The sequence below is a fragment of the Mucilaginibacter flavus genome (assembly GCF_030409315.1).
Classification (GTDB): Bacteria; Bacteroidota; Bacteroidia; order Sphingobacteriales; family Sphingobacteriaceae; genus Mucilaginibacter; species Mucilaginibacter flavus.
Window position 1 is genome coordinate 1 of sequence record NZ_JAUFPS010000079.1, and the last position, 20,279, is coordinate 20,279.

13 protein-coding genes are annotated in these 20,279 nt (G+C 44.3%); 9 read left to right on the forward strand and 4 right to left on the reverse strand.

The window, feature by feature from the left end; all coding sequences use genetic code 11:
* Window positions 1-67: 67 nt before the first annotated feature.
* Window positions 68-1,075, reverse strand: a complete 1,008-nt coding sequence (locus QWZ17_RS24090) for a hypothetical protein (protein ID WP_290307883.1) — start codon at window positions 1,073-1,075, stop codon at window positions 68-70.
* 1,001 nt (window positions 1,076-2,076) lie between these two features.
* Here QWZ17_RS24090 and QWZ17_RS24095 point away from each other — a divergent pair.
* The 5 genes from QWZ17_RS24095 (at window position 2,077) to QWZ17_RS24115 (ending at window position 7,493) form a co-directional block, all read left to right on the forward strand.
* The gene (locus tag QWZ17_RS24095; protein ID WP_290307884.1) at window positions 2,077-4,170 is read left to right on the forward strand and encodes a hypothetical protein; all 2,094 of its coding nucleotides are present in this window, start codon (window positions 2,077-2,079) and stop codon (window positions 4,168-4,170) included.
* Entirely contained in the window at window positions 4,070-4,690 is a 621-nt protein-coding gene (locus tag QWZ17_RS24100; RefSeq protein ID WP_290307885.1) for a hypothetical protein, read from the forward strand. The genes QWZ17_RS24095 and QWZ17_RS24100 overlap by 101 nt, the downstream gene beginning before the upstream one ends.
* Window positions 4,683-5,099 carry a DUF202 domain-containing protein gene (locus tag QWZ17_RS24105; RefSeq protein WP_290307886.1) on the forward strand — a complete coding sequence of 139 codons (417 nt, stop codon included), beginning with the start codon at window positions 4,683-4,685 and terminating at the stop codon, window positions 5,097-5,099. Before QWZ17_RS24100 ends, QWZ17_RS24105 begins: the two co-directional genes overlap by 8 nt.
* Before the next feature lie 73 nt (window positions 5,100-5,172).
* Window positions 5,173-6,777: a hypothetical protein gene (locus QWZ17_RS24110; protein ID WP_290307887.1), complete on the forward strand. Its 1,605-nt coding sequence runs from the start codon at window positions 5,173-5,175 to the stop codon at window positions 6,775-6,777.
* Window positions 6,774-7,493, forward strand: a complete 720-nt coding sequence (locus tag QWZ17_RS24115; RefSeq protein WP_290307888.1) for a hypothetical protein — start codon at window positions 6,774-6,776, stop codon at window positions 7,491-7,493. Before QWZ17_RS24110 ends, QWZ17_RS24115 begins: the two co-directional genes overlap by 4 nt.
* A 239-nt stretch (window positions 7,494-7,732) precedes the next feature.
* On the opposite strand, the gene QWZ17_RS24120 is transcribed toward QWZ17_RS24115, so the two are convergent.
* Window positions 7,733-8,029 carry an Lrp/AsnC family transcriptional regulator gene (locus QWZ17_RS24120; RefSeq protein ID WP_353959530.1) on the reverse strand — a complete coding sequence of 99 codons (297 nt, stop codon included), beginning with the start codon at window positions 8,027-8,029 and terminating at the stop codon, window positions 7,733-7,735.
* Between the two features lie 71 nt (window positions 8,030-8,100).
* On the reverse strand, window positions 8,101-8,202 hold the full coding sequence (locus QWZ17_RS24125) for an Lrp/AsnC family transcriptional regulator (RefSeq protein WP_290307889.1): 102 nt from the start codon (window positions 8,200-8,202) through the stop codon (window positions 8,101-8,103).
* An 857-nt stretch (window positions 8,203-9,059) separates the two neighbouring features.
* Here QWZ17_RS24125 and QWZ17_RS24130 point away from each other — a divergent pair.
* A complete protein-coding gene (locus tag QWZ17_RS24130; protein WP_290307890.1) occupies window positions 9,060-12,740 on the forward strand; it encodes an ABC transporter permease in 3,681 nt (1,226 codons plus the stop codon).
* 221 nt (window positions 12,741-12,961) lie between these two features.
* Here QWZ17_RS24130 and QWZ17_RS24135 read toward each other — a convergent pair whose 3' ends face one another.
* A complete protein-coding gene (locus QWZ17_RS24135; protein WP_290307891.1) occupies window positions 12,962-15,415 on the reverse strand; it encodes a TonB-dependent receptor domain-containing protein in 2,454 nt (817 codons plus the stop codon).
* A gap of 229 nt (window positions 15,416-15,644) precedes the next feature.
* Here QWZ17_RS24135 and QWZ17_RS24140 point away from each other — a divergent pair, with 229 nt between their 5' ends.
* From QWZ17_RS24140 to QWZ17_RS24150, 3 genes are all read left to right on the forward strand, one after another.
* A complete protein-coding gene (locus QWZ17_RS24140; RefSeq protein ID WP_290307892.1) occupies window positions 15,645-16,775 on the forward strand; it encodes a sensor histidine kinase in 1,131 nt (376 codons plus the stop codon).
* Entirely contained in the window at window positions 16,772-17,515 is a 744-nt protein-coding gene (locus tag QWZ17_RS24145; protein ID WP_290307893.1) for a LytR/AlgR family response regulator transcription factor, read from the forward strand. The genes QWZ17_RS24140 and QWZ17_RS24145 overlap by 4 nt, the downstream gene beginning before the upstream one ends.
* 495 nt (window positions 17,516-18,010) lie before the next feature.
* Complete coding sequence (locus tag QWZ17_RS24150) at window positions 18,011-19,855, forward strand: DNA topoisomerase 3 (protein WP_290307894.1); 1,845 nt, start codon at window positions 18,011-18,013, stop codon at window positions 19,853-19,855.
* The last annotated feature ends 424 nt before the right edge of the window (window positions 19,856-20,279 follow it).

Here is a 20,279-nt window from a genome sequence, read left to right on the forward strand (position 1 = left end):
CCGGAATGCACTGGTCAGTTTCGCCCGGAATGGGTGGTCAGCTTGCGCCGGAATGTGGTGGTCAAGTTCAACAGAATCTCCACCGGTAATTCTCAAATTTATCGTGGCCGCTTAGTTTTAACAAAATGCAGCGGTGGCAATGCAGCCACCAGGGCTGGTGTTCCATGGCCTGGTAACCAGAGGCGGCCGATTGGTATAAATCAATAGACCTGTCGATGCTATTGATCGCCTGGACCAGCAGCGGCATAGCGGATTCTCTTTTAGCCGGCGGAGACATCCACCATTCTTCTTCTATGAACCTGGCCAGGAAGTAATGATAATGGCCGTTGTCCTCTTTTCCGGGTATTTGGTCGAGATGCTGGTGTTTGGCCTTGAGTAGCTTCTGAAAAGCCGCCTGGCTCTTTTCCCTGGTAAATTTATTAAGATAGCTTTCAAAGATGGCCAGGTGGCAAACGCTGCGCAGTTCGTGGTCTGCGTTCTCCAGTCTCGGCAGCAGTGCTTTCCTGACCCCTTTCCAGTTCATGGTGCGGTTATGAAACAGTGCCCACCATCGAATGATTCCGGGGTGTAGGGGGAAGCGTTTGACGACCTCATTGGCGAGCTGACAGCCATGGTTGAGCTGGTATTGCTGATAAAGTGCTTTGAGCTTGGCCAGGTCATGTTCCAGTTGCTGCTGGTCGGTTACGGGTGTAAGTTGTCCGAAAAGCTGATTGGCTCTTTCCTGTGCCCAAAGCCGGAGCTCCGAGGTGCTCCCGTATTGTTCCAGTTTTTCAAAGCGCTTTTTGTTATAGTGCATGATCTGTTCTTCGCCCACATACCTTTCCGCGAAATCCTTGTAGTTGCGGAACCCGAAACCTTCCAGTTGCTTAACGAACTGATCATAGGTGGAAGGCCGGACATTCAGGCGCGTGCCCTTGCCGTTGCCAAATAGTTTCCAAACATAATTGGTATCCATTGGTAGGGCGGCCAGGATTTCAGTCGTTAACAGGTTTCGTGCATCACCAGTAAGCTGCCGGCTAATCATGGCCTTCAAAAGATAGAGTTCCGCTATGTTGATCGGTGTTGCTTTGGCCATAAATACGTGATCGGTTTGTCCCTATAGCTGTCCCTACTTTGTCGATGGGTCAGACAGTTAGGCTAATAATTTAGCTTTTAAATATACGAGACAATATGAATTAAAAAAACAATAAGTGGTAATCAGGGGGAAGCTTCCTGAACAGACGGGCGGATGGTGCCAAAACCGAAATGCATGATAGTTCTAAATTAATTTCCAAACTAAAAAAACAAATAACATGAGTAGTTTTAGCAAAAATGGTTACAATGCCGGGAGGAATAACAAGGCTTATCGTCCTCCGAAGCGTGATGGAATTTTCAATACTTCGTTCCTGGAAAGCAATCGGAGCAACCGCAACCGCAGCGGTTACGACAAGAGTTACAGCGCGGGCCGCACAAAGCGTCGATCAACGCAAAGTTGTTTCAAAAATTTCTTTGAATAAGGCGACTTGGCTGGCTAGCTAATGTTGGTTTGAGGCTGTCCATTGCGGGCAGCCTCTTTTGTTATCTACTGCTCCATGTTTTTTTGCCGATAATACTATGCAAAACCGCAGTTTTTTGATAATTGAATAAATCATTTCCCAAAAAAACAAAGCACCTGTTTTATTTGCAAAAAAAGGTAAAAATACGGTATACAACTTATTGTAATTTATTATTATATTTATAACACATTAACAAACAGTATCATAAGTCAATTTGTTGATTGTTTTAACTTATACTTTTGCCCTTATCACCATGTACTTCATTGCAGCAAACCATTTCAAAAAAGATTTATTACCCGCCGGGCTTCGGATAGACCTACCGGGCAGGCAATTCGGCTGCAAAAAAACAGGATATTTCGATAAAGGTATAACTTACCGTGCGGATTCGTAGGGCGTTTTGCACTTCTTGTATTCCCGCGTAGGGCAAAAAAGCAAAGGGCGTATCATGGTTATGATGCTGCCTGAGATCAGTGGTTTTCCCGCACCAAATGTAGCTGATGCGGTCCGAAAAGTTTTTTCTCTATACCATAATATAATAGTTATGAAACCATTAAGCACACTCAGGTTGATCGTACTGATGACGGGATTGATGTTCCTACATCAATCCGGCTTCGCCCAGGAATCGGGGTTCCAACGGCTAGCCTTCAACGCTGTAGATCTCGCGTTGGGGGCCGGTGAAGCCTCTGCACCCATCAGTTCATTTTGCTACGACCACGCTCGGGAGGCACCGGAAACCCTGACTGGTTATAAGTCGGTGCATTTAGACGGCCATAGTTCAGTTACGGTGGGCAACTTTGCGCCGATGACCTTGCAGGAGGCTTTGGATAAGGGTTATATCGAATTGACAGGGAATGACTATGACCGATTTAATTTCGTTAATAAATCGGGCCTGCCGGTTAAAATTAAAACTACCGGCCCTTCCATGGTCGGAGATGTCGCCGGAGACAGCAAAGGTGCCTCTTCCGCTTTGATCAGCAATGCGCTCAAGGGGAATAGGGAACAGTTCGACTTGCAGGAGCAATTGTGGCACCGAAGGAAGCAGCAGGAGGTCTATATGACAGATGGTCTATTACAACCGGGTTTTAGCGAGGCGGATTTCCTGCGCGCTGACCAGTCGTTCCGGGCTCGTCACCATGTGCAATCAGAAGCAGGCTTGGAGCGGGCACTCTTGCAAAGGGTAAAACAGCAACGCGAAAAGAGCGTGAAGCTGGACATCTATCAGCATTTGGACTTGCTGGCCGGACCGAACCCGACTGCGTCGCAATTGCTGAAGGCCGATGCCGATTTTCGCAGGTTAAGATCTATAAGACCCGGGGTGGACATGTCATTCGAACTGGAAGAAGAAGCACGCGACCTTGCGAACGAAAGAAAAGTGATCAAAGACCAATACGGTCTTGACGAAAGTGCAGACCGGGCGGCCATTCGCCAGGCTGAACAGGATTATAAGACCAAACATGGGTCAAAAACACCAACGGATTTTAAAAATAGCATTGAAGCGGACGCGGCGAATATCTCTGCAACTAAAGAATACGCTTTAAGGGCACTCTACCGTCTCGGTGCGGAGCCTCGGGCAGAGGTGATCAAACAGCTCCAGCACGCGGGCGGTTTTCCGGAAACTGGAAGTCTGGATCATTCGCCAGTAACGCATTTATTGTCCACCTATGAATCAACACTCAACCCGCTCCTGGGCGAGCACCCGCATGCTACAGCGCAAGAATACATCCGGTTGGTGTCGGCAATCCGGCAGGATCTGCACTTATCACCCGGCTTCGGGATCAACGCTGCGGATCAGCCCTACCTGGATAAGCTCAGTAAGCGGATCATGGAGGTGAATGACTATAGTTACATCAGAGACTCCCGGGTTGTAGGCGGTCAGCTTATCTTACTCAGCCCGGAAAAAGCGACCATCCTGCAACTGGGCGACTTGTCGCTGGCGCGCGAGGTGCCTATCCGGGGTTATGCGACTATCCATAAGCTCAGCCCGGATCTGTTTATCGTAAACAGCAAGCTGGTGCCGGTTAGCGGACTGAACAAAGCAGTGGAAAACCTGCCGGATCTACAAAAAGAAAATTGTGTTTTCGGGGAAAGCCTGACCACGGAAGATTGCCAGAGCATTGTCCGGACGCACCAGATCAAACGGCTGGTCATGCAGGAAACCCGCCAGCCGGCTATTCGCTTTACGAGCAATAACTGTGAGTTTCCCCTGCAGCCGGAGTTTAAGGAAGAAGATTTTTACGAGGATTGGGACCTGCAATTTCCGATCCATAAACTGGGGAGCCCGACGGTTGGCAGCGGAATAAACGGCGAGCTTACTGTGGAGGTCGATGGCACGCTGAAGAGTCGCCTGGAGAAAGTAAAAACGATTATCAGGAATGTCATGAAGGAACTGCGCGGGCACCCCGAGGAGGACCTCGCTACAGAATTGCGCAAGGAATTGAAAGATAATGATATACCGGTGAGAATGGTACGCATCACAGTATCTGGGCTGGATATTTCTAAAAACAACAGACCAAATGGCTATAAAAAAAATCAATATGACGCCTTTGAAAGCCCTATCCATCACCCGGCCGGAAGATTGCGTGGCAGGTTGCAGTTATCCGCTGAGCGAAGCGGATTTCCTGCGCTTGCTGCATAATGGCCCACCGGGGAACTATGTCCGCTTTCTTTATGAGCGGGATACAAAGATGCTCAATGACCAGGCGATCTGGGAAAAGTATGCCGGATTTGCCTCGAAGTTAGCCGGGCACTTGCAGTTTATTGAAAACAATGGTGTAAGGGTTATTTATGGATTCGGGGCAGCAGATTTTGGGCAGATCTCCGGCTACAGTGTATTCACCCTGATGGCCCATTACAGTAAGTCCGGTGATGAGGTCAGCTTATTCGATGGGATAGCCAACAAAACCAGCTTTCCGGGGTTAATTCCGGCTGGTTTCAACGGTATCCTGGATATGTCGGTTTGTAACGCGGTGATTATCCGGGATGAACTGAAACGGGTCATGTCCAACCAGGTGATTGCTTATGATGTCGTGGTGCCGATCCTGCAAAGCCTGCTCGTTTATAAGCAGGTGATTCGGAACCTGAGAAGGCATCAGATGAACTATATTGATTGTTTTGTCGCCACGATCTCAGATTTAATAAAAAATGACCATGAATGAGTTAAAGAAGGTATTACTGAAATTAAAGAATGAGTTTGACACGCGGCAGGTAGCCGGTGACGAACCACTGCCAATGACCGCATTTAAAGCACCGCTGCAAGCGGTGAGCGAACGGAATCGGGTATTCCTCTGGATCAATGTCAGCATGCTGCTGGTGGTTTTCGGGTTGAGTATTTTCCTGGTCTACCATTTCCTGGATAACGCCAAAGCGCTGGCGGCTGTATTTGGCGGTATGGGTATCTCGTTGACGGGGCTGATATCCTATATGACCTATCTCTGGCGCCAGATCGTCGCCATTGATCTGGCTATTGCGATGGCGGATCGGTTGCAACCAGAGATGATCCTATCGATTATTAACAGTTTGCTCAGTCGGATCGATCCGCCAGCTAAAAAGAAGAAGAAATCTTAGTGCGAATCATAAAAACCGGAGATCAGTACAAATGTGCACTTAAAAACTTACGGCCTATTTATTCCTTATGTTTATGATATACCTTATCCATCGAAATTACGCCGCAGCATCCCGGCGCTTCCTTTTGCTTTCGGCTGTATTGGTTTGTGTTGGCACTAGCGCCCTGGCGCAGGATAAGCCCTCTGCCATAAAATCCGACAAAAGTTACTCGGATGCCAAGGTCGTCTATGACTTTAAAAATCCGGAGACCAAGGTTGATATCCCTTTCGACCAGCGTTTTACATTCAGCGTCATCCATTTCAATACGGCGGGCATCAAAAGAGTCTTTGCTTATGAAGCGATCTTTAAAAATGGTATCCGGGACCTGAAAGCGGACGTGAAGGACTCAACAGGCCAACCGAGCAACCTGCCTGATGTTGAGCTGAACAAGTATGCACACGGGGACACGCTGGATATTTATTTTGTGCCTTTGAAGCCGTCCATTGAATTCGATATCGCGGTAACGCGCTCGCTGGGTACAGCTAACCTCGCATTGCTTTATCAAGTTAATGAATTGCTGTATGCAGGAAACTATGCGGACGCCCGACAAAAATTTTCCGACTTGGAAGATGCGACCTATGACAGCGTTTTTAACCTGTCTTTTTTTTCCTACGATTTTGACACGTACCGGGCGGCCTTTGTCGCGACCTTCCACCCGGCTTATGTGCAATTGCACGATGCAACGCAATTCCCGGATGGCATATTACCTGACATGATCCAGATCAATCGACTGGAAATGGGGTTTGTACAAAACCGCATTCATTACAAGGACGGCTGTAAGCTAACCAGGGTGGTTCTGGACCATAAAATAACGGAGCTGTTCAAGGGGTTCGTGCCAGCTGATTACACGGTGTCGACGGACCAGGCCGCGCCGGAGGATTACGGAGCGCGGATCAAAAACCTGAAACAGAGTATCTCAATATTCGAGGCGCTGGACGACAGTTGCCGGTCGCTGCTGGCCAGGGACAATAGTGCGGCTTTTTTGCAAGTGCGCGCGATGATAGCGGCGGATCTTGCCCAGTTAAAGACCAATAAGGACCATATTGAAAAATACTTCGGGCAGCTGAACAAAGCCATACAAGCTGATGCTCATTTGGCGGAGGTTTCCCTACTTGTGGGTACGACCTATGCCAAGGATATCAAGACGCAAGGGAGTAATATTTTTACCCTGGACCTGGGGCTGAGTTTTATGAATGCCTGGAATTACCGTAACCAAGCGGCTTTTCTGCCGAAGCTTTATTGGGGTGTCAATATTTATTTCCGGCCGATCAACAAAAGCATGCGGCAGGAAACGCTGCCGCATGGTCTGAAGCCAGATCTGGTCAATGGCCCTGATTATCATATTGTCGACCAGGCTTCCGGATGGCAGCATTTCTCGATGACATTGGGTTTTACAACAGGGACGTATTCCAATACCGATTTTGATAACCTGTTCAATAATACAACGTTGTTGACTGGGTTCGGATACCGGTTTTACCGTGCCTTTAAATTCTCGCTTGGTACGGCATGGCTGAGACGAACATCCAACAACCCGGTGATCACCGGTAAGGGACTATGCTTTGCGCCTTACGCCTCACTGTCGGTGGATATTGACCTTATCCAGAACTTGAAGGATATTTATACGATGATAATGAAATGAGAAAACACCTAACAATCCTTTGTTTGCTGGTGCTATGCGCGGGCTGCGAAAAAGAAGTAAAGACAGCTGATATTATTCCTTCGCTGAGTGTCAGCCCGACGAGTATAGATGCCGATGGCAGCTCCCAGGTCACGGTGACTGCAGTGATGACCGACCAGGCGGCTGCCGATAAACGAAATGTGGTTTTTACAACGACTGCGGGGAGCTGGGCAGGGGGCGCTAATGGTAAAGTTACCATCCCTGCGGTTTATCAGAACGGCCAGATCGTGGCGGTGGCTACGCTGACTGCGCCTTCTTCGGAAACGAAGATCACGATCACCGCTGCCGCACAGGCTACCAGTATCAACGGCGACTACCAGCAAACTGCGACTGTGCAGGCTAACAATGTCGCGCCGGCAAAGATACACCTGGAACCATCCTCACTTGGGATAGCGGCTAATTATGCGGCTGAAGATACCCTGACGGCCAAAATCAGCGGTGCGAAAGGTGGGAATGCCTCCAAAGGGGTTAAGGTACTGTTCGAAGATAACCTGGGGGTAACGGGTGGACATTTCCGCCAGTTGCAAACGACCTCGGACGGCACTTCGAAGGTCAGTGCGATCTATGGTGTCCCTACCCTGTCCTCAGGAACGCCTGTTTTATTAACGGTGACCGTTCTGGACGCGTCCGGGGCTAAAACCAATATCAGTGATGTAGTCACGTTAACCATTAAATAATAGCAACCATGCCAAAACTTTCTGCCAAAACTCACCAAGCACTCAATGCCAATATTGAGGCCTTCTTCCAGGATGTCGAAGCCTTAAAGGAGAAGCACAATCTGACGGATCTGAACATCCAAAAAATCCACTTTACCGAGGGTGATCCAGGGCCCCAAGGGCCGCCTTGTGTCCCACCCAACAAATTACGTCGGGTTTGTACGCCTTCCGGTGTATGCCGTTGGGTTTGCAGTTAGCAGTCACAACAGCAGCGGACAGCCGCTTTTGCATTCCTTCATCACAAAGCAGCTGTCGGTATGGGCGACATTAAGCAGGCTGTTGATCTTTGCCATCAGGAACTGGAAATAGGCCTGCGGGGTAGTGGCGGTGATGTGGGGAATAAAGTTCCATTCGCCGGAAACGTGGAGGCAGCACTGAACCTCTTCCATGGCCACCGCCCATTGCTCAAATTCATTGAGCAATGGGATGGTCTGTTTTTCGAGCTGGACGTGGGTGACGATGAGTGCGGGCCGCCCGATCTTTTCGCGGTCGAGGATGGCGGCAAAGGTTTTTTATATAGCCATCTTCCAGGAGCCTGCGGATGTGCTAGCGCACGGGCGTAGGGCTTTTATGCATGGGGAGCGGCGACCTGGGTGGCGTCCATACGACCATCCTGCTGGAGGATCTCCAGAACGCGGAAGTCGGTGTCGTCAAGGCGGCCGTTGATCATCGTGTTAACTATACAATCTATATGTGGCATTTTGAAAAGTCTGTTTACAAACTCGAACGAAGTATAATGCAGATAGATAGGCTGCTCAGGTAAATCCGCACAACAGCTAGGCAGCAATATCTTGAAACTAATCCTGAACAATTTAACCGCATCGTAAGTGATTACTCAGATAATCTTAAAGGGTTTATTGTTCGAAAAGACCTGTTAGAAGAAAAACTATATTAACCCATACTTTTTGCATCAATTACGGCCTCTATATCGGTGTAAAAGCTAGAACTTTTGCCGCTTCCCTCTATAATAGCTTATATTTATTAAACTATAAGGCCGGCATTTCTGGAAATGATATAAATTTAGCATAAGAATCAATCTAAGTGTACGGAACCGATACTGAATCCCATTTTAGCATTCTTTTGAAGAATTATTTTGTTGAGTCATCAACGTGCAGTATATTTGTCATGGGATTGCGAGCTTTCTTAAAGCTATTCAAACTATGTCAAAATAATTGGTGCCCAAAGTGGTGCCCTGTTTTGATTTAAAATGATAAAAAGTGCTTTTTAGGCACCTAATGGCATATAATTAGTTCCCAGCAGGATCACAAATGATCCCAGCGGGATCACAAAGACCACCCAACAGGTCGACGTTTATAGCTAAAAGGCGCATGAAAATGCGCCTTTTCTGTTTAAAATGGTTTTTTTAGCCATACCTAAAAACGATAAACAGATCAAATCAAACGATGCCCTATGTTTAGGGATCAAAGAATGTTTTTGATTTAACTACGTCCGCGCAATAAGAAGGTTGTTTTGAATTTATAACAGCATTTTCTTAGGTTTGGGAATACGACATTTACCTAAACTCATTTGATTCCCTTTACACTCCATATTACCTTTTACGACATCGCGTTTTTGGGCTCCGTATTTATCAGCTTAACGCTATCTCTCTTTTTATGGATAGCTCCTAAGCCTAACCAAAGTGCTAACCGTTGGTTGGCTATTTTGATGACTGTTATTGCTTTGTGGACAATAAGGCTGTTGGCTACTGATACTGGTTTTGCAAAGTATAGTCCAATCTGGAACCATTTGCCATTGCGTTTTTTAATGGCTTTTGGCCCTTTGATCTACTTTTACGTGCGTCAGATCACTCAGCCAAAGTATTTCTTCCGTCGTGAAGATCTGCTTCACTTCATCCCCTTAGTAGCCGAGTTAAGCATTCATACATTTACAGCAATACAAAACATAAATACCGGCGATCTCATTGATGACAAATTCAACTATGTGTTGCAGTTATCCGCATTTCTGTCAGTTGCCATCTATTTGTATCTATGCCATGTACAAATTGACTGTTTTTACCGGGAAAGACAATTCCAGGGGAGCGATCGTCACCGGAACGATCTATTATGGTTAGATCGCTTGCTTACCACATTCGGTATGCTATGGTTACTATGGATACCGTTTACAGCTGTTAACTATTTTTATTACCATAATAAATCAGGAGTACAGTATTATTTCCCTTTGTACCTTCTTTTCATATCCGTAATCATTTGGATCGCTGCAAAGAGCCATTTAAAAGCAGAAACTCTTGAGAAGACGGATATTATCGTAAAACCATTATTACCGGCAGGTCTGAAGAAAAAAGGTTCCTGGTTAAAAATGGAAGTCAAAGAGAAAGGATATTACCGGGATGCGGAATTAAACCTGGCCTCACTTGCCGAAAAACTCGGATTGCATACTCATGAAGTATCCCGGATCATTAATACAGTTTTCAAAAAAAGCTTCAACGATTTTATTAATGAATACCGTGTGCGCGAGATTGCACTCAAAATGCAGGATTCCTCTTATGATCATATCACACTTCTTGGTATGGCGTATGAATCGGGCTTTAATTCACAAAGTAGCTTTCATCGCATTTTTAAGCAGTTTACTGGTAAAACCCCTCTGGAATATAAAAATCACCTGCAAAAAGTTCTCCCATCTTATAAGTTGAGAGGTTTTACCCAACCTATGCCGCTAATATTGAACTATGTAAACCCTGCGGGGTGGGCACATGAAAAATTAACCGGCAACCATATGTTTAAAACTTATTTTAAAATTGCATTCCGCGGATTTTGGAGGCATAAGCTATTTACACTGATAAATATTATTGGTTTATCCATCGGCTTAAGCGCTTTCCTGGCTATTTACTTTATTGTACTCCACGATTTTACATTTGATAAATTTCACAAAGACAGTGATAGGATCTACCGCGTTGTTATGAACATGTCATTTCAGGGACATAAAAACCATTTGAGTGGCGGCCCTGGCCCACTGGCGGAGGCGATTAAAAGCCAGGCTACGGGAATAGAGGAAATTACGCCGGTATATTCACTATCACCTCATTTTGTCTATATCGACAAAGATAAAAATGCACAAAAACGGTTCAAAGACCCGGACAGGATAACACTTGTTGATCAGCAATATTTTAAAATTTTTAATTATAAGTGGCTTGCCGGCCCATCGCAACATGCGCTTGATGCGCCCGGCCAGGTAGTGTTAACATCCCAACAAGCCAGGCTTTACTTTCCGTCGTTATCCTATCATGAAATGATTGGTAAAGTAGTTGTATATGATAGCCTTAAGACAACAGTAAGTGGTATAGTTGAAACGTTTACCGAAAATAGCGACTTTACCTTTCACGATTTTATCTCCTTTAGTACCGCCACAGCTAATAAGCATTTAGCTGATGATCTGCATATAAGGAATTGGGAAAGAATCTCTTGGGCATCACAGGTTTTTGTAAAGCTGACGCCGGGTACTCCGGCCCCCGGGGTGGTAAAACAGATCAATACCATTTTCAAGAAAAGTAATCCACCGCGTGCCGAACAAAAAATGCCTGCACCCATCGTGGATCTGGCCTTGCAGCCACTGGATGATATTCACTTCAATCCCGACTACAATATTTTTAATTTCTCATGGCCAGCCAGCAAAACAACACTTTACGGATTATTGGCCAGCGCTATCTTTTTATTGCTGCTGGCATGTATCAATTATGTGAATTTAACTACAGCCCAGGCCGCCCAAAGAGCAAAAGAAATCGGGATACTCAAAACTTTGGGCAGTAGCCGCATACAATTAGTAGCTCAGTTTTTAGGTGAAACATTTTTTATAACATCCTTTGCGGTTTGCATATCGGTATTGCTTGCGCCGGTTATTTTAAAAATGTTTGCCGATGTTATATCCCCCGATATTCATGCAAATATTCTGCAGCCGAGTATCATACTCTTCCTGCTGATTTTGATCATTGTGATAACTATTTTGTCGGGTTTTTATCCCGCAATGGTATTATCAGGTTACAAGCCGGTAACGGTGCTAAAAAAACAGGTGCAGGACAATACCAATAAAACACGAAATGCGTGGCTCCGTAAGTCGCTTACGGTTTCGCAGTTTATTGTAGCCCAGTTTTTTATAATGGCTACCATTTTGGTAAGCCAACAAATTTATTACGCCTTACATAAAAATCTCGGATTTAAAAAAGATGCTATCCTGCTTATTAATACGCCCTGGCAAACCAGTAAGGTCAGCACAAACGAGGTACTGCTGAACGAATTCAGGTTGATGCCGCAGGTTGCCCTTGTGGGTTTAGGTAACGACCCACCTTCGGCTGATGCATTTAACAGGACGCGCATGACTTATGACGACGGAAAAAAGCAAATTACAACAGAAGAAATAATAGTTAAGTCTGCTGATGAAAACTACATCAAAATATACCAGATAAAATTGCTTGCCGGCAGAAACATAACCCAAGCCGACACTGGGAAAGCCATCATCATTAATAATACTTACGCTAAAATATTAGGCTTTACTACCCCCCGTGAAGCTATCGGAAAGCAATTGAATTGGTTTGATAGCCGAAAAGTTAGTATTATTGGCGTAGTTGCCGATTTTAATCAGCGGTCGCTGCATTCCACCATTTATCCTTCAATCATAACATCGGGCAGTCCAATCCCCCGGCCAATGACGACGTTACATGTTAGTTTGAAACCTGAAACCGCAGGCGGTAAGGAGTGGAAAACGGCGATTACAAATATGGGTAAGGCTTGGAAGAAGGCTTATCCCGACGATGATTTTGATTGCCATTTTTACGACGAAACGATAGCGCGGTTTTACGACGAAGAACAACACACCTCAACCCTGCTCGCCTGGGCAACAGGTTTCTCCATATTGATTAGCTGTCTTGGGCTGTTAGGCCTTGCCATTTACACTACCAACCAGCGAACAAAGGAAATTGGCATACGCAAAGTATTTGGTGCCAGTGTTGCGCAAATAGTAATCCTTCTATCAACTGAACTGATATCACTTATTTTAATTGCTTTTATCATCGTAACACCAATTGCGTGGTACGCAGTAAATAAATGGATGGAAAACTTTGCTGACCATGTAGCTATTAGCTGGTGGACATTCGTAATTAGCGGCATGGGGATGCTGTTAACAGGGTTATTTACCCTAAGTTTCCGAACCATTAGGGCTGGTATGGCGAACCCGGTGAAGAGTTTGCGAAACGAGTAAATTTACATCAGCGATATCAATTAACAGGTTCAAAGATTAGTAGTTACCAAGTGACCATAGCGTATCGAATTATTAAATTAATATAAGTTCACATTACTTCTTATAGGTCGGTTATAAGTTTAAATCAGTAAATAAGCATAAATCAAGTAGGAGATAGTTCGAAATTTGTAAAGTAGAGGTCACAAAAGGAGATATTCACAACCGGATATCTCCTTTTTATTTTACAGTCGTCCCCGTTCATCCGCCGACCCGCTATCCCGTTTCGCGCGCTCTTTACCTCCTGCAGATCCAAGCGGACGGTAATAGGTTAGTTTAAATATTGGTTGATACCTCGATTCTGAGTTATATATCACATGCACCTTGGTGTTAAAGGCGTCACGGGCAAGCAAGCCGGCATCACTTTGATAGCTTGCCCCGCTAAATATATCGGCAACAGATAGTTTTAAGCTCCCTTTACCCAATTCTTTTTTTAGGCCCAGGTTTACGATGGTATTACTATAGGCGTGCCAGTTGGCATTATAGGATGCCGAATTATAATAGCCCGATAATTCGGCCGACAACCCGTGTTTAAATTTAAAGTTCTGGGTAAAATTAAAGGAGCCACTCAAAAAAGTTTTTTCAAAGGGGAGGGGCGTAAAACTAACTTTGTATTGATTTACACCGCCGGTTGCTGTGTAGTTCATATCCCACCAGTCATTAATTTTAATAGGGATAGTAGCCTGTAGGGTGATAGCGTTTTGCCAGTCGGCATTTTGGGGGCGCAGGTAAACTACGCCGCTTACAGGTCCGGTAGTGCTTTGGATACCCAGGATGGGGTGATCATCGTGACTGACCAGTAGGGAAAACAAATAATCATGCGTATTATACCCCAATTTAAGATTGCGGGTAATGGTTGGTTTTAAAAGCGGGTTGCCTGTAAAAACCGATACCGGATCATTATAGTTAATGTAAGATGCCAGGTCGTTGTAAGAAGGACGGGTAATGCGTTGGGTGTAAGACAGGTTCCAGGAAGCGTGGTCATTTATTTTATGGCTGAAAAATATGGATGGAAAAAGTCGTTTTAACTGGCGGTTTACCCGGTAATTGCTATCGGCAGATTTATCGGTGTAGTTATGCGAGTACTCATACCTTGCGCCTGCTACCAGGTTGGTGGCTGTGTCAAGCTGCATGTTAAGGGTAAGGTATCCGGCACTGATGTTTTCATATGTAATGAAATTATTGGCCATGCCCACGGTGTTGGGTACCCAAACGCCATTTTCTAAATCCTCAATACCAGATCTGGCGGTGGTACTGCTGTTGGTGGCTTTGGCACCGGCCTCCAGTTTTAGCTTTTTGCTGAGTTGCCTGGTATAATCCAGTTTGCCTATAAATACATTGATTTTGGTGTCTCCAAAATCGCGCTGTATGGGCGAATAAAGGCTATCTGCACCTCCGGCGGGCTTGCCCTCATCATCGGTGAATGAACTTTGCGAGTTGGATAATGATTTTGTTTGATAATACAGATAATCAAAATCGGCCCGGATCTTTTGCCCGGCGCTAAGGTCTTTGTCAAAATATAAATTGGCCATGGCATTACCAAGGTGACCGGTATTATTAAAAAACGAGTTATAAGTTAAAGTTGGGGCATTCTCAAATAAATAATAACCGTAGTTATGAAGTTTATTAGTGCTGCCACCACCCCAATAATTAAAGCTGGCGCCAATGGTAGTTGTGGTATCTAACTTAACATCTGCACCAACGGTACCATCATTATAATTGCCAATGGGCTTGCTGATACCCGTATAGCTAAAATCGGTCTGGCCACCTACTATGGTCGCGTTTTCTGAACCTACAGCGTTAAGGTAGCCATAATCATGACTGTGCCAGTAGGAGTAGGAGCCGTACAGGTTTATCTTACCGGTATTATGGTTGATGTTGAATCCGGCAGAAGCCTTTTCGTATTTGCCGTAGCCACCGGTTAATGTCACGGAACCATTAGTGCCTTGCTTTTTAGTCTTTTTGGTTACAATATTGATGATGCCTGCATTTCCTTCAGCATCATATTTGGCAGGTGGCGTGTTCATCAATTCAATCCTGGTAATGTTATCGGCGCTCATGCTGTTTAAAAAAGTGATTAGTTGTTCCATCGACATTCGCATCAGCCGGCCATCCATCATTACCAATACGCCGGTTTTGCCGTTAAGAGACAGTGTGTTATTATGCTGATCAAGAATAACGCCGGGCGATCGCTGCAATACATCTAATACCGAGCTTCCTTGAGTCATAATGCTGTTTTGCACATTTACGGTAAGGCCTTCGGCTGTTTGCTGTACCTGTGGTTTACTCGCGCTAATCACCACTTCGCCCAGCTGGGTACCGGCTTGTTTCATAATCAGCCTGCCCAGATCTTTGGCTTGGCCCACACCTATTTCAAAAACTTCCGATTGGTAAACCTGATAGCCAATGGCTCTTACCCGCAACCTATATTTTCCTGCCTTTACATTTTCAATGCGAAAAGTGCCGGTATCACTTACCATAGCGGAACTTGCCATTGTACTATCGGCATATCTTAATAAGGTCACAGTAGCAAAAGAAATGGGTTTGCTGTCAACATCACCAACACGGCCCGATACCTGACCGAAAGTACTGTTGACAATAAGAAAGGTATACAATGCACAGATGATCAAAGTTTTCATGGTTTTGGTTTTTACCCAAAAGAACCGCGATTGCTACACACGAAAAAAAGTGATTGATGAGTGTTAGTACCTGCTTGACGAAATGCGCAAATACAAGGTGTTTGGTTATAAACTGATGTGGAATGCACGAAATTACCAGATGTAAGCCGTAGATTGTATTTGGTCAATTATTTGATGCCGTTTATCTGCAACAGGTTTAAATATCAGTCAATTGAGTTAAATTAGCCTTATGGCTTTTGCTCAATCAAAACAAAACTGGTTCATCAGGTACAAATTGTATCACATCCCGTTTTGGATAGTGTATGATTATTTGTTGTGGGCCTTAAAAGTAGATAGCGCTACCGAAGCTGCCAAACATATGTTTTTGTCGGTTTATTTTTTCAAAAGCTTTTTTTATGTGATTTTCCCGACTTTCGCCGTTTATCTTAACCTTTATTTTCTTGTTCCAAAATACCTTGCTGCCGGGCGATACGCCATATATTTAACGTACCTGCTGTTAAGTATCATTGTAGCCTCTGTTTTAATTGTTCCGGGTTATTATATCAGTGCCTGGCTTGCTGGCAGCACCGTCGAAAAATCGTTTGGCTTTACAACTAATTTCAAAAATCTTTATGAGCTAATTAAAGAAGAACCTTTTAGGTATACCCTGGCAATAACTACCCTGGCTATGAGTATAAAGCTGGCCAAAAACTGGATAGAAACACAAAGAAAGCAGCGGCTTTTAGAAAAGGAAAAACTGGAAACAGAGCTTAAGTTTCTCAAATACCAGTTTAATCCACACTTTTTGTTCAATAGCATCAATTCTATTTTTTTTCTGATTCATAAAAACCCGGATATGGCTTCCGCATCGCTGGCTAAGTTTTCAGAATTATTGAGGCATCAGCTTTACGAATCAAACGATAGTGTGATCCCTTTAAATAAAGAGATGGCGTATCTCGAAAATTTTATCGGACTCGAAAAATTACGCCAAAGTCCTAACCTGGTAACTACATTTAATATTGATGAAGGATGTTCATCAAGCCTGGGTGTAGCGCCATTTATACTGATGACTTTTGTAGAAAACGCTTTTAAGCATGTATCTAAACATAAAGACGGGCCTAACTGGATTAAGATGGATATTTTGGTTGATAGCATGACCTTGAAAATGGATATTGCCAATAGCAGGGCCGATAACGATTCGCGGCAGGCTATCCATTACGGAGGCATCGGTTTAAAAAATGTGCAGCGCCGGTTAGATTTGCTGTATCCCGGGCAACATCAATTAAGCATCCATCAAACAACAGAAGAATTTAAAGTAAAGCTGGAATTGCAATTGGCCGAAGTTAACCTTAGCCCGGCGCATGAATTTATAAACCTATGATGAATTGTGTAATTGTAGATGATGAGCCTCTGGCCCGCGAAGGCCTGGCCAGTTATGTGAGGGAATTGGATTTCCTTGCCCTGGCCGGCGTGTGTGAAAATCCGCTTGAATTATTGCCGCTGATAGATAAACAACCTATCGACCTGATATTTTTAGATATCCAGATGCCAAAAATGAACGGCATTGAGTTTTTAAAAATTATGCAAAAACCGCCAATGGTGGTAATTACAACGGCGTACCCTTCGTACGCCCTGGAGGGTTTTCAGTTGAATGTGCTCGATTATCTGCTTAAACCAATAACCTTTGAGCGCTTCTTTAAAGCATCGAGCAAAGCCCGCGATTATTACAGGTTATTAACTAAACCGGCGGGAGAGCAGCAAAGCAATGTAGCAGATGAAGATTATTGCTTTATTAAATGCGGCAACAAGTACGAAAAAATACCTTTCGCCGATATTCTTTATGTAGAGGGGATGCAAAACTATGTGAACATTTACACGCTAAAAGGCAAATTCATGACGATACTCTCGCTCCGCGGCCTCGAAGAAAATTTGAACAGCCAGCTATTTATACGGGTGCATAAATCATACATCGTATCTATTAATAAAATTGAAAGTATAGAAGGTAACGAAATATTTATTCAAAACCATCGTATCCCTATCAGCCGTAATTACCGGCAGCAGATTATAGATGAGGTGGTAAGTAAAAAACTTTGGGAAAATACTAAAAGGAAAAATGTGTAGTATAATTAACTCAAGTTACGAAAGAAAAGAAGGGTGAGCATTAAAGCCTTGAGTTAGTTAGCCGATGGTGTTTATAAACAAAGCTAACCAAAGGCAAAAAATGCTACTTTTGTATTTAAACCATAATAGCGTTGCACTTTTCATTTCTCCCAAATCCTACTGTTTCCCGATATTCCTGGGTGGTAATACTGCAATTTTTCTTGAAAAATCTACTGAAATAGTGCTCGTCATAACTCAACTGGCGAATCTTCTTTAAAAAAATGGATTGAAGAATTATCATCGCCCCAATAAAATTGACTTATTTGAAGTGGTTATTGTATTAGCTCAATTTGGGTATAAAACTTATGAGAGTGTTTAGCATCTTTTATTCAAAAATTATCTAATGTTTCCTGTTACACTTGTTATCGAATTTTAAATAAGGTGCAGTAATCGTGGTAATCATTTCTCCACAATTATTGCCCCGCCTGTCTATGTTTGCTACTTTCGCCCTGTTATATGAAAGTTATTATCGCCGAAAAACCATCCGTTGCCAGGGAAATTGCCAAAGTTTTTGGCGCAAATACCAAAAAGGATGGTTATATAGAAGGTAAGGGCTACACCTTTACCTGGGCCTTTGGGCATTTGCTGCAACTGGCCGCCCCGCAGGAGTACGGCTACTACGGCTGGAATGTGCAAAACCTGCCCATGTTACCCAATAAATTCAAGCTTTCTATCCGTAAGGTTAAAAGTAAGGAGGGGATGATTGACGACCCATCCGTTAAAAAGCAGTTGGATATTATTAAAGGACTGTTTGACGAAGCCACCGAAATTATTGTGGCTACGGATGCCGGGCGGGAGGGTGAACTCATCTTCCGCTATATATATTACTATCTTAAATGTAAAAAGCCATTTAAAAGGCTTTGGATTTCCTCGCAAACCGACGAGGCAATTAAAGAAGGTTTCCGTAACCTTAAACCGGGGACGGATTACGATACACTTTTTAACTCGGCACACTGCCGCTCACAGTCCGACTGGTTGGTGGGCATGAACGCCACGCAGGCACTAAGTTTATCTTCGGGTAACCGTGCGGTGTTGTCATTAGGGCGGGTGCAAACGCCAACATTGGCCATGATTTGTTCCCGTTACCTGGAGAATAAAAACTTTGTGCCGCAGATCTATTACCAGGTAGCTATTCAGCCCGATAAGGATGGACAGGCTTTCCGAGCCATATCTGCAGAAAATTATAAAACAAAAGAAGAAGCACAAGCCGTATTAGATAAGGTAGAAGACGTTGCCGCTGGTTTTCCCACAGGCGGTCACATTCTGAGTGTGGAAGCCAAGCCGCGTAAAGAACCGCCTCCCTTGTTGCATGACTTGAGTAGTTTACAGCAGGAAGCCAACAAGCGCAAAGGTTTTACGGCCGATCAAACACTGGGCATACTGCAAAACCTTTACGAAAGTAAACTGGTTACTTACCCGCGTACTGGTAGTAGATATATAGGTGATGATGTTTTTGCAGAAGTACCGGCCTTGATTGAAAAACTGAAAGATCATCCCGATTTTGGCAAGCAAGCCACCTACCTGATGGGGCAAAAGTTGAATAAGCGGAGTGTTAATGCTAAAAAGGTAACAGACCACCACGCTGTATTAACAACAGGAGTGGAGCCTTACCAGTTATCTAAGGATCACCAGGCCGTTTATGATATGGTGGCCGGCCGTATGCTGGAAGCTTTTCACCAGGAATGTATCAAGGAGATCACTAAAATAGTTGTTCAATCGGGTTCAAAATTTACTGCGAGTGGTACAGTAATAGGTTCGGCAGGCTGGCGTGCAGTTTTTAACGAGCCCGACGAAGAGAAAAAAGACGAGGAAAACGCGGCCCTTCCTAAAGTAATACAAGGGGAGAACCTGCCGGTAATTAATAAAGCCCTGTTAGAAAAGCAAACTAAACCTAAGCCTTTATATAATGAAGCCAGCTTATTAAAGGCGCTGGAAACCGCAGGCAAGGAAATAGATGATGAAGAATTGCGCTATGCCATGAAGGATAGCGGCCTTGGTACGCCTGCCACACGCGCTTCTATTATAGAAACGCTGATAAAAAGAACCTATATCATCCGTGAGAAGAAGAACCTGGTGCCCACCGAAACCGGGCTTAACGTATATACTGTAGTTAAAGATCAGAAAATAGCCCAGGCCGAATTGACCGGTACATGGGAAAAACGTTTGGAAGAAATCCGTTCCGGAGCATCAATTAACGAGTTCCAGGAAGAAATTAAAGCTTATACCCGCAATATTACGCAGGAATTGCTTAGAGTAGGGATACCAAAAAAGGCTGCCGCCGAACCGGTAGCCAACCAATAATAGCAGTAAAAGCGCATGTTTAAGCCTCCCTTAGCAATTTTTTCTCATTGATACCAAGGGTATTGCGATTTACTATTAAGAAAGTGTTAAAAAGAGTTTGCTCGGATGTTAAAAGCTTGTACCTTTGCAACCCGCAAACGAGATAGCGGGGCTTGTTCTTAGAAAGGTTATTGAAGATAGGGGTTTTTGCAGAGAGGATTAGGAGAGTAAGCAAAACGAAAGCCTCGAAAAAAAACTTCAAATAAAATTTCGGAAATAAGAAAAGGTTGCTACCTTTGCAGCCCGCTACGGAGGACGGGAGTTATGAAGGAAACGGGTTCAGAACTTTAAAATTTCGAAAGAAATAAAACGAAAAAAAGTTTTGGAAAAGCGGAAAGGATTGCTACCTTTGCCAACCCAAACGGAAGGGTGCTTGCGAGAGCAA

What these genes read in the sequence shown, in the direction of transcription:
- QWZ17_RS24090 (WP_290307883.1), bottom strand. Translation starts at nt 1,075, where the DNA reads ATGGCCAAAGCAACACCGATCAACATAGCGGAACTCTATCTTTTGAAG.
- QWZ17_RS24095 (WP_290307884.1), top strand. Translation starts at nt 2,077, where the DNA reads ATGAAACCATTAAGCACACTCAGGTTGATCGTACTGATGACGGGATTG.
- QWZ17_RS24100 (WP_290307885.1), top strand. Translation starts at nt 4,070, where the DNA reads ATGACGCCTTTGAAAGCCCTATCCATCACCCGGCCGGAAGATTGCGTG.
- QWZ17_RS24105 (WP_290307886.1), top strand. Translation starts at nt 4,683, where the DNA reads ATGAATGAGTTAAAGAAGGTATTACTGAAATTAAAGAATGAGTTTGAC.
- QWZ17_RS24110 (WP_290307887.1), top strand. Translation starts at nt 5,173, where the DNA reads ATGATATACCTTATCCATCGAAATTACGCCGCAGCATCCCGGCGCTTC.
- QWZ17_RS24115 (WP_290307888.1), top strand. Translation starts at nt 6,774, where the DNA reads ATGAGAAAACACCTAACAATCCTTTGTTTGCTGGTGCTATGCGCGGGC.
- QWZ17_RS24125 (WP_290307889.1), bottom strand. Translation starts at nt 8,202, where the DNA reads ATGATCAACGGCCGCCTTGACGACACCGACTTCCGCGTTCTGGAGATC.
- QWZ17_RS24135 (WP_290307891.1), bottom strand. Translation starts at nt 15,415, where the DNA reads ATGAAAACTTTGATCATCTGTGCATTGTATACCTTTCTTATTGTCAAC.
- QWZ17_RS24140 (WP_290307892.1), top strand. Translation starts at nt 15,645, where the DNA reads ATGGCTTTTGCTCAATCAAAACAAAACTGGTTCATCAGGTACAAATTG.
- QWZ17_RS24145 (WP_290307893.1), top strand. Translation starts at nt 16,772, where the DNA reads ATGATGAATTGTGTAATTGTAGATGATGAGCCTCTGGCCCGCGAAGGC.
- QWZ17_RS24150 (WP_290307894.1), top strand. Translation starts at nt 18,011, where the DNA reads ATGAAAGTTATTATCGCCGAAAAACCATCCGTTGCCAGGGAAATTGCC.